Annotated in this window: 13 protein-coding genes; 7 read left to right on the forward strand and 6 right to left on the reverse strand. The window is 69.9% G+C overall.

The features are described 5' to 3' along the window. Positions 1–16: 16 nt before the first annotated feature. The 4 genes from ACFYO9_RS32565 to ACFYO9_RS32580 form a co-directional block, all read right to left on the reverse strand. Positions 17–427, reverse strand: a complete 411-nt coding sequence (locus ACFYO9_RS32565) for a PTS fructose transporter subunit IIA (protein ID WP_358775564.1) — start codon at positions 425–427, stop codon at positions 17–19. After that, positions 420–1,082, reverse strand: a complete 663-nt coding sequence (dhaL, locus tag ACFYO9_RS32570) for a dihydroxyacetone kinase subunit DhaL (protein ID WP_358775566.1) — start codon at positions 1,080–1,082, stop codon at positions 420–422. The genes ACFYO9_RS32565 and dhaL overlap by 8 nt, the downstream gene beginning before the upstream one ends. A gap of 88 nt (positions 1,083–1,170) precedes the next feature. Then, positions 1,171–2,163 carry a dihydroxyacetone kinase subunit DhaK gene (gene dhaK / locus ACFYO9_RS32575; RefSeq protein WP_355812828.1) on the reverse strand — a complete coding sequence of 331 codons (993 nt, stop codon included), beginning with the start codon at positions 2,161–2,163 and terminating at the stop codon, positions 1,171–1,173. Between the two features lie 383 nt (positions 2,164–2,546). Continuing rightward, positions 2,547–2,906 (reverse strand): helix-turn-helix domain-containing protein, encoded by a 360-nt coding sequence (locus ACFYO9_RS32580; protein ID WP_358775664.1) that lies wholly within the window; start codon positions 2,904–2,906, stop codon positions 2,547–2,549. 83 nt (positions 2,907–2,989) lie between these two features. On the opposite strand from ACFYO9_RS32580, the gene ACFYO9_RS32585 reads away from it, so the two are divergent. Both ACFYO9_RS32585 and ACFYO9_RS32590 read left to right on the forward strand, forming a co-directional pair. Continuing rightward, the gene (locus tag ACFYO9_RS32585; protein ID WP_358775568.1) at positions 2,990–3,550 is read left to right on the forward strand and encodes a carboxymuconolactone decarboxylase family protein; all 561 of its coding nucleotides are present in this window, start codon (positions 2,990–2,992) and stop codon (positions 3,548–3,550) included. A 64-nt stretch (positions 3,551–3,614) separates the two neighbouring features. After that, positions 3,615–4,733: a substrate-binding domain-containing protein gene (locus ACFYO9_RS32590; RefSeq protein ID WP_358775570.1), complete on the forward strand. Its 1,119-nt coding sequence runs from the start codon at positions 3,615–3,617 to the stop codon at positions 4,731–4,733. Between the two features lie 293 nt (positions 4,734–5,026). Here the strand turns inward: ACFYO9_RS32590 and ACFYO9_RS32595 are convergent, their stop codons facing one another. Both ACFYO9_RS32595 and ACFYO9_RS32600 read right to left on the reverse strand, forming a co-directional pair. Then, positions 5,027–6,223, reverse strand: coding sequence for a Gfo/Idh/MocA family oxidoreductase (locus ACFYO9_RS32595; RefSeq protein ID WP_358775572.1), 1,197 nt, complete (start codon positions 6,221–6,223; stop codon positions 5,027–5,029). Between the two features lie 85 nt (positions 6,224–6,308). Continuing rightward, a complete protein-coding gene (locus ACFYO9_RS32600; RefSeq protein ID WP_358775574.1) occupies positions 6,309–7,145 on the reverse strand; it encodes a TauD/TfdA family dioxygenase in 837 nt (278 codons plus the stop codon). Positions 7,146–7,473: 328 nt separating this feature from the next. On the opposite strand from ACFYO9_RS32600, the gene ACFYO9_RS32605 reads away from it, so the two are divergent. The 5 genes from ACFYO9_RS32605 (at position 7,474) to ACFYO9_RS32625 (ending at position 13,978) form a co-directional block, all read left to right on the forward strand. Then, positions 7,474–8,943 (forward strand): radical SAM protein, encoded by a 1,470-nt coding sequence (locus ACFYO9_RS32605; RefSeq protein WP_355812783.1) that lies wholly within the window; start codon positions 7,474–7,476, stop codon positions 8,941–8,943. Positions 8,944–8,950: 7 nt separating this feature from the next. After that, positions 8,951–10,363 carry a hypothetical protein gene (locus ACFYO9_RS32610; RefSeq protein ID WP_358775577.1) on the forward strand — a complete coding sequence of 471 codons (1,413 nt, stop codon included), beginning with the start codon at positions 8,951–8,953 and terminating at the stop codon, positions 10,361–10,363. A gap of 59 nt (positions 10,364–10,422) precedes the next feature. Next, a complete protein-coding gene (locus ACFYO9_RS32615; RefSeq protein ID WP_358775579.1) occupies positions 10,423–11,412 on the forward strand; it encodes a TauD/TfdA family dioxygenase in 990 nt (329 codons plus the stop codon). A 171-nt stretch (positions 11,413–11,583) separates the two neighbouring features. Further along, the gene (locus ACFYO9_RS32620) at positions 11,584–12,522 is read left to right on the forward strand and encodes a hypothetical protein (protein ID WP_355812777.1); all 939 of its coding nucleotides are present in this window, start codon (positions 11,584–11,586) and stop codon (positions 12,520–12,522) included. 97 nt (positions 12,523–12,619) lie between these two features. Further along, the gene (locus ACFYO9_RS32625; protein WP_358775581.1) at positions 12,620–13,978 is read left to right on the forward strand and encodes a hypothetical protein; all 1,359 of its coding nucleotides are present in this window, start codon (positions 12,620–12,622) and stop codon (positions 13,976–13,978) included. Positions 13,979–14,088 lie beyond the last annotated feature (110 nt).

Below are 14,088 nucleotides of genomic sequence, written 5' to 3' on the forward strand. Positions count from 1 at the left end.
CGCGCGGAACCCCGGGTCAGACCTTCCGGTAGGTGTACGCGTCCGTGGCCGCCGCCTCGACCGCGGCGAGGTCCGCGCCGGCCGACGCGGTCACCACCGCCGCCACCGCGCCCTCCACGAACGGAGCGTCCAACAGGCGCGCCCCGGCCGGGAGTTCGTCGCCCTCGGCAAGCAGCGCCTTCACGGTGAGGACGGCGCTGCCGAGGTCGGCGAGGAGGGCGACGCCGGCGCCGCGGTCGACCTGCTCGGCCGCCGCCGAGATGAGCCCCGCGCTCGTGCCGAGGCCGCCGCCGTCCGTCCCGCCGGCCGCCGCCACGGGCGCGGTCGTGCCCCCGCCCGCGAGGCCCGTGGCGAGCGCGGCGACCGCCTCGGCGACGGGGCCGCTGTGCGAGACGAGGACGATGCCGACCAACGGGGCGTCAGCCACGGCCGCGCTCCGGCCCGTTGGCACCCTCCGCCGTCTCGGCACCCTCTGCGGTCTCGGCACCCTCCGCGGTCTCGGCGAGCGCCTCGAAGAGCAGCGCGGCCGACGTCGCGCCCGGGTCCTGGTGGCCGATGCTGCGCTCGCCCAGGTAGCTCGCACGCCCCTTGCGCGCCTGCAGCGGCGTCGTGGCCAGGGCACCGTGCAGCGCGGCCTCGCGCGCCGCGCCGAAGGACTCGCCGAGCGCGTCGAGCGCGGGGACGAGCGCGTCCAGCATCGTCTTGTCCCCGGGCGCGGCGCCGCCGAGCCCGGCCACCGCGTCGACGCCGGCCCGCAGCGCATCGGCGAACTCCGCCTCGCCCACCTCGGCCGCATCGCCCAGCGCCTTGCCGGTGCGGCGCAGCAACGTACCGTAGAGCGGCCCCGACGCACCGCCCACCGTCGAGATCAACTGCCGTCCCGCGAGCGTGAGTACGGCGCCCGGGGTGTCCGGTGCCTCCTTCTCCAGGGCGGCCACGACGGCGGTGAACCCGCGCCGCAGATTGCTGCCGTGGTCGGCGTCGCCGATGGGCGAGTCCAGCTCCGTGAGCCGGTCCGCCTCGCGGTCGACGGCGGCGGCGGTACCCGCCAGCCAGCGGCGGAAGAAGTCGGCGTCGAGCACGGGGGTCTCCTTGCGTAGTGGTGGGTGCGGGGCGGCTGCGGGGTGGCTGCGCTCAGGAACAGACGGCCGTGGTGATGCGGAAGGGCGCTCAGACTCCCCAGCGAAGGCCGGGCGTGCGGACCGGCGCGTCCCACAACCTGAGCAGTTCCTCGTCGACCTGGCAGAGCGTCACGGAGGCGCCGGCCATGTCCAGTGAGGTCACGTAGTTGCCGACGAGGGTGCGGGCGACGGGTACGCCGCGCTCCACGAGGACGCGCTGGACCTCGGCGTTGAATCCGTACAGTTCGAGCAGGGGAGTGGCCCCCATGCCGTTGACGAGCAGCAGGACGGGATTGTGCGGGTCGAGATCCTCCAGTACGGCGTTGACCGCGAAGTCGGCGATCTCGCGCGAGGTCATCATGGGCCGCCGCTCACGCCCCGGCTCCCCGTGAATGCCGACGCCCAACTCAAGCTCACCTGGCGGCAGTTCGAAGGTGGGGCTGCCCTTGGCGGGCGTGCTGCAGGCGCTGAGCGCGACGCCGAAGCTGCGCGCGTTGTCGTTGACCCGCCGGGCGACGGCCTCCACCCGCTCCAGGGGCATGCCCGCGTCGGCGGCGGCGCCCGCGATCTTCTCGACGAAGAGGGTGGCGCCGGTGCCGCGGCGCCCGGCGGTGTAGAGGCTGTCGGTGACCGCCACGTCGTCGTTGACGAGCACCTTGGCCACCTGGATGCCCTCGTCCTCGGCGAGCTCCGCGGCCATGTCGAAGTTGAGCACGTCGCCCGTGTAGTTCTTCACGATGAAGAGCACGCCCGCGCCACTGTCCACGGCGGCGGCCGCCCGTACCATCTGGTCGGGTACGGGCGAGGTGAACACCTCGCCGGGGCAGGCGGCCGACAGCATCCCCGGCCCCACGAACCCGCCGTGCAACGGCTCGTGCCCGGACCCGCCGCCGGAGACGAGGGCGACCTTCCCGTCGACGGGGGCGTCCCTGCGTACGATCACACGGTTCTCGACGTCGATCGTCAGCTCGGGGTGAGCGGCGGCCATCCCGCGCAGCGCGTCGGCGACGACGGTCTCGGCGACATTGATCAGCATCCTCATGGGTGTCTCCTGGGAAGGTGGGCAGACAGGCCCTTCATCGGCGCTTTTCCTGGTCGGAGTGGGTGGGGTCGGTGTGCGGTCCTGGCGGTGTGCGTGCGCTTCGAAGCGGCTTCCGGCGGTACTGTCGCTGACCTGCCGCTGACTTTGCCGACGACCGTCAGGCGGGTCGTCTGCTCGACCGAGTCGCGGCTGGAGTAGTGCTGTCGGGTGCTGTCGGCAGTATCGACCTTGCGGCGGCGAAGGTCACGCACGAGGACCGCGGGGGCGCGTCCGGGCCCCGGATCGGCTCGGCAGCGAACCGGATCATCGGCCAGTTCGGCCCGCGACTCGCGCTTGGGCCCGGACGGCGTGATGCGAAGGAATCCTGCCGCTGGCGCCCGCCGTCAACTCACCCGGTCTCCTTCCCCGTCACTCCCCACCTCCTCGGCCCATCGTCGGCTCCAGGCGTTGAGTGGGTCGAGCGCCCGGACGAGGTCGTCCCCGAGCGGGGTGAGGTGATAGGCGTCGCCGTGCAGGGTGAGCACGCGGGCGCCGGTCAGCTCGCCCAGCCGGGTGCTGAGCACGCTCGACGACATGCGTTCACAACGGCGCTGCAACTCCCGGAATCCTGCCGGGGCTTGGCTCAGTTCCCACAGGATGCGCAGCGTCCAGCGCCGTCCGAGCAGATCGAGTGCGGCCATGACCGGGCGCCCTGAATCGGACCCCCGTACCGATGAGCCCGGCCGAGGCGTTCTGGCGTCCACCACATCCACTCCTTCACGTCCACTCCTTGCGCTTCGACTTTCGAAGCATCATAGTGATGCGAAAATCGAAGCAGGAGGCGCCCATGCCGCGCATCGAACCGCTCACCCCGCCCTACTCCGCACCCATCGACCAGGCACTCCACCGATGGATGCCTCCCGGCGCGCCACACGAGCCGCTCGCACTGTTCCGGGTCCTGCACCGCAACCCGGAACTGGCCTCACGCATGTTCGCGCTGGGGTCCGGCCTGCTGGGCCACGGGCTGCTGCCCGCCGTCGACCGCGAGATCGTCATCGCCCGAGTCACCGCACGCACCGGCTGCGCCTACGAATGGGGCGCACACGCCGCGACCCTCGCTCAGCAGGCCGGACTGAGCCACGAACAGCTCCAAGCGACAACCGACATCGACACCGCAGCGAACACCGCGTGGCCGCCACGCCATGCGGCACTGCTCAACGCCGTCGACGAACTGCACGACACGGCACGGCTCTCCCCACCTGCCTGGGACGCCCTGAGCGCCCACTACGAAGACGCCCAACTCCTGGAGTTCCTGGTCCTGGCCGGCTGGTACCGAACCATCAGCTACCTGGCCAACGGCCTCCTCCTGGACGAAGAGCCATGGGGCACTCCGTTCCCGGCGCAGTGAACTCTTTCGGGCTCCATCGACGGCGCCGCTGTCCCGGTGATCACACGTCATCCAGAATGCCTGCATGGCCACCGGCGATCCGATCAAGTACCTGCAACTCGCTGCCGAGTTGCGCCGCGGAATCCGGGGCGGCGACTGGCCGCCCGGCAGCCGACTGCCGACCGAGGTGCAACTGGCTGCGGCCCACGGCCTGTCGGTCAATACCGTGCGGCGCGCTTTGGAGGTACTGGCCGGCGAGGGGAGTGTCGAGCGGCGCCAGGGTGCGGGGACGTTCGCGCGGTCAGTGCCTCCGCCACCGGGTGCGCGGCGGCGGATCGCGGTCGTGCTGCCTGAACGCGACTGGTACTTCCCTCCTGTGATCGCAGGTATCGAGGCGGCCGCCGCGCATACCCGAACCACGATCGACGTGCACACCACCGGTTATGCGGACCGTGGCTGGGACCGGCTCACCCGTCTTGCCGACCGCCTTGCGGGGGCGGAGGGACTGCTCATCGCGCACCCGGGCCCCGCCGACGCGGCCGACGCCGCGCACACCCGTCTGCTGCGGGAACTCCCCCTGCCGTACGTCCTCCTGGAACGTGCGCCGGCCGGCATCGGTGACCCCAGCGAGCACGTCTCCACCGACCACGCCGGCGGCGTCTACCTCGCCCTCGCGCACCTCGCCGGATTGGGCCACCACGATGTGGCGCTCGTCTGCCGGACTGATGCCGCACCCAGTCGGGGCATTTCCACGGGCTTCACAGAAGGCGCCGCCGCACTCGGACTGCGCGTGACGGCCCGGTTGGACTGGCCGTCGACCACCGACTGCGAGAGTTTCGAGGAGGTCCTTGCCGCCCAGCCTCCGTTCGCAGACGCCGTCCTCGGCGGCGTTATCGGCAGCGGTGCGACCGGACTGATCTGTTTCGGCGACATGGAGGGTTCCGCGCTGCTGGCCGCCGCCCGCCGCGCCGGAGTACGCGTCCCCAAAGACCTCGCCCTGGTCTCCTGCGAGGACCGGCACGCGGCCACTGAGCAGGTGCCGCTCACCTCGGTCGCACCGGAGAAGTTCCGCCTCGGTTCGCTGGGCCTGGAAACCCTGCTGCGCCGCATCGACGAACCGGACGCGGAGCTGCGCCAGGTCTGGCTGCGGCCCCGGCTGACCGTCCGAGCGTCCTGCGGGGCACTGGCCGCCAATCCTTCTTGATTCCTTCCGCCGGGCCACGGAAGCGTTCCGTGCATGCCGACACCGACTCATCGCGTACGTACCACTTTCCGCCTCGGCCTGCTGTCTTCACTGTCTGCGTGGGGGCGGCGCGGCAGGGACCGCTCCTCGCGCGTCTCTCTGCACGGCACGTTGACCACTGCCGTGCTCGCCTCGGACCTCTCCGCCGCTTCCGTGTTCGGAGGGAGAACGAATACGTCGGTCGCCCACCGTTGAGGCTGTACAGCCGGCCCCCGAGCGGTGGGGTGGGAGTCACGCCGGTGGCCCGGGTGGGGTCAGACCGGGGCGTCCCCCAAGTCCCGTACCTTCAGCTGTGTGCCGCCCGCCAGGGCGGATCGGTGGGCGGTCAGGCCGGGCAGGGTGTAGCGGGCCGCCGTCCAGGCGTTGACCGGAGGCGTCTTCCCGGTCAGGCACGCCGAGACGAAGTCGTCCGCGAGGAACTGGTGGGAGCCCTGGTGGCCGTTGGGTTGCCCGGTGAACTCGGCGGGCAGTCGGCCGACGTCGTGGACGGGCGCGAAGCCGCTGCCGAACGCGTCGCGCAGGGACGGGGCGATGGCGGCGAGCGCGGCGTCGTCGAGGCCGGAGGACGGCGCCGTGCGCATCAACTCCTCGATGTCCTCGGCCTTTTCGCGGTCCTGCCACAGCGTGGTCGTGGCCAGCTGTTCGAAGCTGCCCTCGGTGCCGAAGAAGCGGAACCGGGATTCGCGCAGCCGGGACGGATAGCCCACCCGCCGCATCTCGTTGGTGCGGACGACGCCGCCGTCCGCGGTGCGGAAAAGCGCGGTCGCGTTGGAGAAGTCGTTGTCCCAGCGGCTGACCTCACGGTCGAAGACGCCGTCGCCGCGGGTGTCGCGGACGCCCAGGCAGGACACGGAGGTGACATGCGAGCCGGTCACCGCGAGCACTCCGCCGAGGGCGTGGGTCGGGTAGTACATGGGAGGGAAGCTCGCCGTCTCCTTCCAGCGGTCGCCGCCGCTGAAGCGGTACGCGTCGTAGAAGCCGAGGTCCATGTCGTGGACGTAGTCGCCCTCGGCGTAGAAGATCTCGCCGAACGCACCCTCGGCGTGCCGCCCCCGGCAGTACACGGCGGCGGGGCTGTAGTAGCTGGTCTCACCCATCATGTAGGTGAGGCCGGTGCGGCGCACGGCTTCGACGATCGCCTCGATCTCTTCCTCGGAGACGGCCATCGGCACGCACGAGTAGACGTGCTTTCCCGCCTCCAGGGCCTGGACGACGAGGGGGCCGTGGGTCCAGCGCTGGGTGAAGATCGCGACGGCGTCGACGTCGGAGGCGAGCATGTCCTCGAAGGACGGGTGGGTGGTGGTGATCGCGTGCCGGTCCGACTCGCGCACGAGCCGCTCGGGCACGGCCTCCGTGAGGCGGACGTCGTGAACGCCCGGGTGGGCCTGGAAGAGAGGGATGAACGCGCGGGCGAACTGCCCCGCGCCGACGACACCGATGCTGATGGTCACCGTGATGACTCCTACAGGCGGATGCGGGGGATGCGATGGATCCGGCGGATGCGGGGGCCTTCGCGTCAGCTGTTCCTGGCCAGCGCTATTCCTCTAGGTCATGCACCTTGACGCGCATGAGGTGCCGGCCGAAGCCTTCGGGTCCGACGTCGGTGCGGCCGTGCAGCAGGCGCCTGTTGTCCAGCAGCAGGAGTTCGCCCGCCCGCAGGAGGAAGACCGTGGGCAGGTGCCGCGTGTCCAGCGCGCGTTCGAACGCGCGGAGCGCGCCGACGTGTTCGTCGTCCAGGGCATGTCCGGCCCGCTCCACGCCCGCGGTGACCCGCACCGGGCAGTACCGCACGGTGGTGCCCCCGCCGGACATCTCAAGGATCGGGTGGGTCGTGATCGACGGCTCGTCGCTCCCGGGCTCAGGGGGAACAGCGAACGGATAGCAGGGGTCCTGGAGTGCTCGCAGATGGCCGGGGTCGGCGATTTCGGCGGCAACATCCGCCGCGCTCACCAGAACCGTCTGCCCGTCGCCCGCGGGACTCGGGCGGACGCACAGCAGCCCGAGGCAGGCATGCGGGCGTGCCAGCAAGGGGGAGTCGGTGTGGAACGGGTCCGGATCGCGGTAGGGCCTGGCTTCGCTGTCGACCACGTCGTGCACGAGGGAGTCCGGCCTCGGGCCGTTGTAGCTCGGATCGACCCTGCCGACGGCGCCGGCGGCGATGACCAGTGCGGTGGCGTCGAGCGGGAAGTTCTCGATGACCACGGCCAGCGACGCGCGCAGAGCGGTGACGGCCTCGTCCAGGAGCCGGTGCAGTTCGGGGATTTCTTCACGGGCGCGGCGAAGAGCCGCCTGCTGGGTTTGCTCGCTCTTGAGCTCTTCCGGCCGCCAGGTTGCACTGAATTCAGCCAGTGCGGCGGCGGTCGAATCCGTCATGGCGAGTCGAGGTGGCCCTGCCATGGCGTGCATTGCAGCAGACTTTTCGGTCATCGCTCATAGCCAATCGCGTCGTCCGTCATCCATTTGCCGGTGTCACTCGCATAGCGTGAGCTGCACTCGCGCAGGTGATCACTGAATTATCCGCCAACAGGACGGAGGACCGGAAGCACTCCTCGTATCCATACGCCTCAAACCGCAAGGATCACGCCATGCTGTTGACCCCTCACGGGCCGTATTGACCGTGCAGGGGAACGTGCCTAGCCTGTTCGGGCCGTACCCAAAACGCAAACGATCATCGACGTAGCAGATACGGAGTGTCGCACGCATGGGGACTAGCACGGCAACGTTATACGACCGGAGGAAGGCGCTCTCCAGCCTCTCCGAGATCGATCCCGCTTACCCGGTACCCAGGGTTTCCTCGCTGCTCTCCGAGGAGCGCAACAACGAACTCCTCGGATACCTGCAAGCCGAAGCATTCACGCATGTCTTCACGGGAGACGTGGAAAGCGATCCGCAGCAGTTCTTCCGCGTTTTGGACCGAGAGCTCCGCGAGGCGCCGTCCTTTCACCTGTGGGTGGATATCCCGCTCTGCCGGTACCGCTGTCATTTCTGCCAGTTCCCGACACTCGTGACGAGCAGCAGGCCCGAGGTGGCCGACGCGACCGCACGCCGGTGGGTGGACGCCAACATCAAGGAAGCCCGGTCCTGGGTGGAGGCGGTCCCGGCGCTGCGGACCACGCCGGTCGGCGAGTTCTGTCTGTTCGGCGGTACGCCGAGCATCCTGCCTCCGCACGAGATCGAACGCCTGGTGAACTTCTACCGGGAGACGTTCGCCTTCGACGAGCGGACCTCGATGCGGGCGGAGGGAAGCCCGGACTCCCTCACCGAGGAGATCCTGGGGACGCTGCGCGACGCGCGGTTCACCGCGCTCTCCTACGGGATCCAGTCCCTGGACGACCGGCTGCTGGAGGTCGCCAACCGCCGGCACACCGGGGACCAGGCGCTACAGGTCCGGGCGGCGGCAGAACGGCTGGGTTTCACCCGGGTCGACGGCGACCTCGTCTGGGGCCTGCCCGGCCAGACGGTCACCGGATTCCTCGACGACATCGACCGGCTGATCGAAGCCCGGTTCAGCACCATCGTCGCGATCAAACTCCATCTGCAGTCCTTCCACGACGTGGAAGCGGCCATCGGGCATGTGTCCCCGGCCCCGTGGGAGGACCCCCGGGTACGCGAGCAACTGGCGCAGCGCGGGTTCCTGTGGCCGTCACTGGGACAGCAGTTGCAGATGCGGGAGGCAGCCGTCGACCGGCTCGCCGCCGCCGGCTACTACGAGCACCCCACCACCTACTTCCCGCAGCGCGACGTGGGACCGGAACTGTGGCGGTCGTTGAACCTGGACCAGGACAAACAGGTTCCACAGGTGGGCATCGGCCTGGGCGCCTACAGCTGGTGCGGGGATGCGGAGGCGAACGCGGTGGCCGCTCCGGCGAAATATCTCGGCCTGGTCGAGAAGGGCGAGATCCCGCTGGAGAACGTCACGACGGTGAGCGCCGAGCACCGCGAGGTGCGGGCGGTGCAGATGGCGCTGTCCACCTGTCAGCCACTCCTCGAAGAGGTCCATCGCTCCCGCTTCCCCGGCAGCTCTCTCCTGTCCGGCAGGTGGGGTGCGATGTTCGACTCGCTCGCCGACCGCGGGCTGGTGCGGATCGACCGGGGCGACAGCAGCATCACCCTCACCGAAGCGGGCGCCACATTGGTGGAGGCGATCATCAACACGCAGCTGGGCCGGTGACGCCGGGGTGCGCATCGGACTGGTCTCTGGGGACGGAGTGCCGGCCAGCGGCCTGCTGACGATCTTCCGCAACGTGGTCGGCCTCGGCGTCGAGTTGCAGCTGCTCGACATGCCCGTACCCGCTGACCTGGGTTACGCGTGGCGACCCGACAAGCCGGCCTTCTACCCGTACGGGCCGGCGGAGCAGGAGTCGTCCGCGCTGTTGGAGCCGGCCCGGCTGGCGCCTCCCCTCCCCGGGGACCTCGACCGCGCGGCGGCCGAGTGGACCTCCATCCGGACGTCGGTCGCACAGGGAGCGACTCTCGACACCGTCGAACGTGCCCGGCTGCACGAGCGCATCGACCGCCTGACCGACCATTACCGAGACCACCTCTCACAGTGGATGCGCCGGAACCGAGTCGACTGGACCATCGCGGTCAACATGACGCTCTCGGACGCCGTGCCCGTCACCAGGGCCCTGCACGCCGTGGCACGCGACCGCCACCACGAGAAGCGAGCCGGCGGCGTGCTCTTCTGGGACCACGATCTCTTCGGCAGCTGCGCCGACTACGACGAAGGCGTACGCAGGTACCCGGAACGCCCCAACGAATTCACTCCGCTTCCCGCGGCCGGACCCGGTGTGCGGTGGGCGGTGGTGTCCGAGGCGCTCGCGGAGGAGGCGGCGAGTTACCCCGTACCGGAGAGGCCGCGGGTGGTGCCCAACATCCTGCCCCGCGTGCCCACCGGCCAACTGGAGCCACGGCTCCGGCAGTTCCTCGACGGCCTGGGCCTCGACCCGCGGAGGCCGATTCTGCTCAACCCGGTGCGGGTCTTCCGGGTCAAGGGGGTGGAGCTCGCCCTCGAAGTCCTCGCGGCGGCCCGATCGGCCGCCGCCGACCGCGGACTTCCCGCCCCCTACCTGCTCGTGTTCGGCAGCCTGGCGGAGGACCCCGCCTACTGTGACGAGGTGCTGCACACCGCACGGCGCCTCGACCTGCTGCCCGACGTGCGTTTCCTCGACGGTGTCCCGTTGTGCAGCGTCCAGGACAGCACCGGCGCCTGGCGGTTGGACGAGATAGACCTGCTTCGGACAGCCGCGGCGAGTGGTGGTGGCGTCGTCTTCACCCCGAACACCGAAGACGTCGAGACGGTCGGGCTGGGGCCCGCGCTGGCCGCCGTCGCCGGACTGCCCTGCGCCAGCACGAACTACGCCGCCTTCGCACCGACGTACGGAAAGGACTTCTACGTCGTCCCGGTGCACTCCCGCCCCGCCGACATGGCCCGGTCGGGCGTCGAACTGGTGGCAGCCATGCGGGCGAACCGCGTCGGCGAGCCCCACATGGCCGCCAGGTTGCGGCGCAACCGCCGGATCGTCGACCGCCGGTTCCCCACCGGCCCGTGGGCCAAGCTGCTCATGGAACTGGCGGAGGCCACCGGATAGTCGGCCGTTACGTACCATCACTTCGGCCGGCCGGATCGAGACAGCAGAAGGGTACACATATGCGTGGATCCGTCCCGATGCCCGACATCCAGGAGATCACGCTCACCGCGCAGGAGACACGTCCCGCGGACGACGTCATTCGCAGGGTCGTGCGCGAGTACGGCACGAAGGACGAACTCGCCCTCCTGGCAACGCTCGCCGAACACCGGGACACTCTCCCCGTACGGCTGGCGGACACACTGGCCGGTGTCCGGTCCCGGCTGGGCAGCGCGGTCACGGTGGTACGCCGACCCTGCCTGGACGAGAACATCGGCCCGACGCCGTCGCATTGGAGACTGCGCGGACGCACCGCCACGGCCGCCCACGACCTCTGGCTGGCGATGGTGTCGCTACAGGTCGGTGATCCGGTCTGCTGGCAGACCCTGCAAGACGGCAGGCTGTTCAACGACGTACTGCCGATCGCGGGCCAGGAACAGGCGCAGACCGGCCACAGCAGCGCGAACAACCTCGACTTCCACGTCGAGGACGCCTTCGACGACGATCGCTGTGACGTACTGGCACTGCTCTGTCTGCGCAACCAGGACCTGACCGCGACGACCGTCGCCACCGCCGACGGGCTCGCCGAGGTCAGCGCCGATGATCAGGAGCTGCTCCGCCAACCTCGATTCGGCATCCTTCCCGACCCCGAACACCTCAAGGCCGGCGGATCCGTCGATCCGTCTCCGGTGTGGCGCCCGGTGCTCTTCGGCGGCGCGCGGCCGTATCTGAGGGTCGACCCGGCCTACACCACCACCGCGCCGGGGGACCACACGTCCGCGCGCGTGTTCTCGCGGCTGTGCCGCCGACTGGAGGGAGCACTCGCGCCGGTCCGGCTGAAACCCGGCGACCTCTTGCTCATCGACAACTACCGCGCGGTGCACGGCAGGGAGCCGTTCCAGCCCCGCTACGACGGCACCGACCGCTGGCTGCGCAAGCTCACCCTCACCTTCGACCTTCCGCAGTCCACCGGCCGCCGACGGGCCGGGAGCCGGGCGCTCGCTCTGTCATGAGGGCGGCAGTACGAGCGGACACGCGGCCGGCCTCGGCCCGGGTCCCTCCCTGAGAGCAAGAGGCACGAGAGGCTGCTCCTCGCTCACCCGGCCTGCCGCACAGCGCGCTCACGGCACACCGTCTCAGTTGCGTACGACCGAGGACCACGACCGAGGACAGGGATCAAAGCAATGTTCGGCGAGACGACCACACTCGATCTTCCTTCCCTTACCGCATGGGTGGAGTCCCGCCTCGGCAGCCGCCCCCGGGCAGTGCTGTGGCGCTGGGCGCATCTGTCCACGGTCCTCGCCCTGGAACTGGCGGACCGGCGCCGCGTGGTGGTCAAGATCCGCCCGTTCGCCGACCGGCTGACCGGTTGCGGCCAAACCCACCGGCTGATGTGGCTGGCAGGGCTGCCGTGTGCTGAACCACTGGGCGAGCCGGACCGCGTCGGCAACCGGATCGTGACGGTGGAAACGCTGGTGGACGACGGCGCGACGCTCGACGTCGCGCCCCGTTCCTCGGCCCGGTCGGCCGCCGAGCTGGCCCGGTTCGTGTCGGCCGCACCCGCCGTGGACGAGATCGGCAGCCTCGACCCGCCGCCGCCGTGGGTGTGGTGGAACCACGACCAGGGCGCGATCTGGCCGCTTCCCGACGATCAGCCGGAGGACCTCAACCAGCACCCGGGGCCGGACTGGCTCGACGACGCGGCAACGCGGGTACGGAAACGGTTGCGCGAGCACGACCTCGGCGCCCCCGTCATCGGCCACTGCGACTGGGAGGCCCAGAACGTCACGTGGAAGGGCGGCGTGCTGCATGCCGTGCACGACTGGGACAGCGTCGTGGCGCTGCCGGAAATCGTCGTCGCCGGCGCGGCCGCCGCGGTGCACGCCGTCCTGGGCAGTCGTCCCGGCGAGGCGACGATCCCGCACACGGCTCAGTTCATCGAGGCCTACCAGGCGGCCAGGGCACTGCCTTGGACCACTGCCGACCGCGAGGCCGCGTGGGCCGCGGGCACCTGGGTGCACTGCTTCAACGCCAAGAAGGCGACGCTGCGATCCGACGGCGGCCCTGTCGTGGCACGGCTGGCAGGGCGGATCGAGGAGCGTTTGCGTCGCGCGGGCGCTTGAGACATCGACTACGGAAAGCCAGCACGTCGCCGGGGCAAGTGACACTGGAGAGGAATGAAAGATGCGCATAGGGGTCGTATGTGGCGATGGACTGCCCGTGTCCGGGCTGCTCACCAGCCTGCGGTACGCGCTGGATCTCGGTGAACGGTTGGGCGTTGTCGAGTTACCGGTGATCACGGATCTGGGATATTCGTGGAGATTCGACAAGGGTTTCTCTCCGGACGGCCGGGATGAGCCATATCCGGACTGGATGACACCGGCCTGCATGAAACTGCCGGGCAATCCTGAGGAGTGGGGGCGGGACCTGTTGGCCGTACGTGATCGGGTGGCCGGCCTCGACGAACTCAGCGCCCCCGAACGCACCGAGCTGCGGGAGGAGATCGACCGGCTGGCGGCCCCGTACGAGCAGCATTTCCGGGTGAGGCTGGCAGAGGTCGACGTGGTGATCGCAATGAACATGACGCTCACCGACGCGGTGCCGGTGACGTTGGCATTGCTGCGTGTGCTGGACGAGATGTTCGGGGACGGAAAGCGACCCGGGCGCGTCGTGTGGTGGGATCACGACCTGCTCAAGGAGTACGCGCGAACCACGGACGGAAAGCGCCTCTACCCGGTCTTTCCGAATGAGCTGACCCCACTGCCGGGGGCGAACAGCTATACCTGCTGGGCAACGCTGACACCGGCACAATTGGCCGAGGCGGCCGACTACCCGACTGACGCGGTACCGATTCTCCTGCCTCCCATGGTGCCGTTGTCGATACCGGACGGGGAATTGAGAGCGGATCAGCTCGAGTTCCTGGCAGAGCACGGCGTCGAGGAGGACCAGCCGGTTCTGGTCGTCCCGAAGCGCGTGGTTCCCGAAAAGGGCGTCGCGCTGGCGTTGCGCCTGCACGCGGCGACGATCGCGGAGGCGCGCAGACGCGGGGAGCCCATACCGGTCATGGTGGTGTTCGGCAGCCTCGCGGAGGAACGGGAACACGCTCAGGACATGCTTGACCTGGCGGACAGCCTCGGACTGAAAGACCTGGTGATCTGGGCCGACGGCGTGCCGCTCAGCACCTATCGCGACGCGCTGGGCCCGCATCTGGATGAGCTCGACCTGCTGCACATCGCGCGGAAAAGGTGGGGCGGGGTCGTCTATACGCCCAACGTCCCCGGGGTCGAGGCCGCGAGCATGCCGCCGGCGTTCGCCGCCGTGGCCGGATTGCCGTGTGCGGTAAGCCCGTTCAAGATTTTCGAGGCCGTCTACCCCGGGTACTCGGCGGTGATGGTCGGCGCGTCGGCCGACGAACTCGGGCAGGCGGCCGGTGAACTTCTCGATATGCTGGCGGCCGTACGAAAAGCCGACCCCGTCGTCCAGCAGAAACTCGCGAAGAACCGCGACATCGCTTTGCGGACCTTCGGGGGAAGTCACTGGCGGGCATTCTGGCAGGAATTGGCCGAAGTCTTTCAGTAACATGCCGCCGGTCCGGTCGAGCCCTGCACCTCGTCCGCACCACCCTCGTGATCCGGGCCGCCCTGCACGCGGGCGGGACGGCGGCCCAACGGCCCGGGGCTTGCTCCGGA

The sequence above is a fragment of the Streptomyces sp. NPDC005863 genome, from assembly GCF_042871345.1.
In the GTDB taxonomy this organism is placed as follows: Bacteria; Actinomycetota; Actinomycetes; order Streptomycetales; family Streptomycetaceae; genus Streptomyces.

Excerpts from the sequence above, each read along its gene's own strand:
- dhaK (WP_355812828.1), bottom strand. The coding sequence starts at position 2,163 with ATGAGGATGCTGATCAATGTCGCCGAGACCGTCGTCGCCGACGCGCTG.
- ACFYO9_RS32585 (WP_358775568.1), top strand. The coding sequence starts at position 2,990 with ATGCCGCGCATCGAACCGCTCACCCCGCCCTACTCCGCACCCATCGAC.
- ACFYO9_RS32590 (WP_358775570.1), top strand. The coding sequence starts at position 3,615 with ATGGCCACCGGCGATCCGATCAAGTACCTGCAACTCGCTGCCGAGTTG.
- ACFYO9_RS32600 (WP_358775574.1), bottom strand. The coding sequence starts at position 7,145 with ATGACGGATTCGACCGCCGCCGCACTGGCTGAATTCAGTGCAACCTGG.
- ACFYO9_RS32605 (WP_355812783.1), top strand. The coding sequence starts at position 7,474 with ATGGGGACTAGCACGGCAACGTTATACGACCGGAGGAAGGCGCTCTCC.
- ACFYO9_RS32615 (WP_358775579.1), top strand. The coding sequence starts at position 10,423 with ATGCGTGGATCCGTCCCGATGCCCGACATCCAGGAGATCACGCTCACC.
- ACFYO9_RS32620 (WP_355812777.1), top strand. The coding sequence starts at position 11,584 with ATGTTCGGCGAGACGACCACACTCGATCTTCCTTCCCTTACCGCATGG.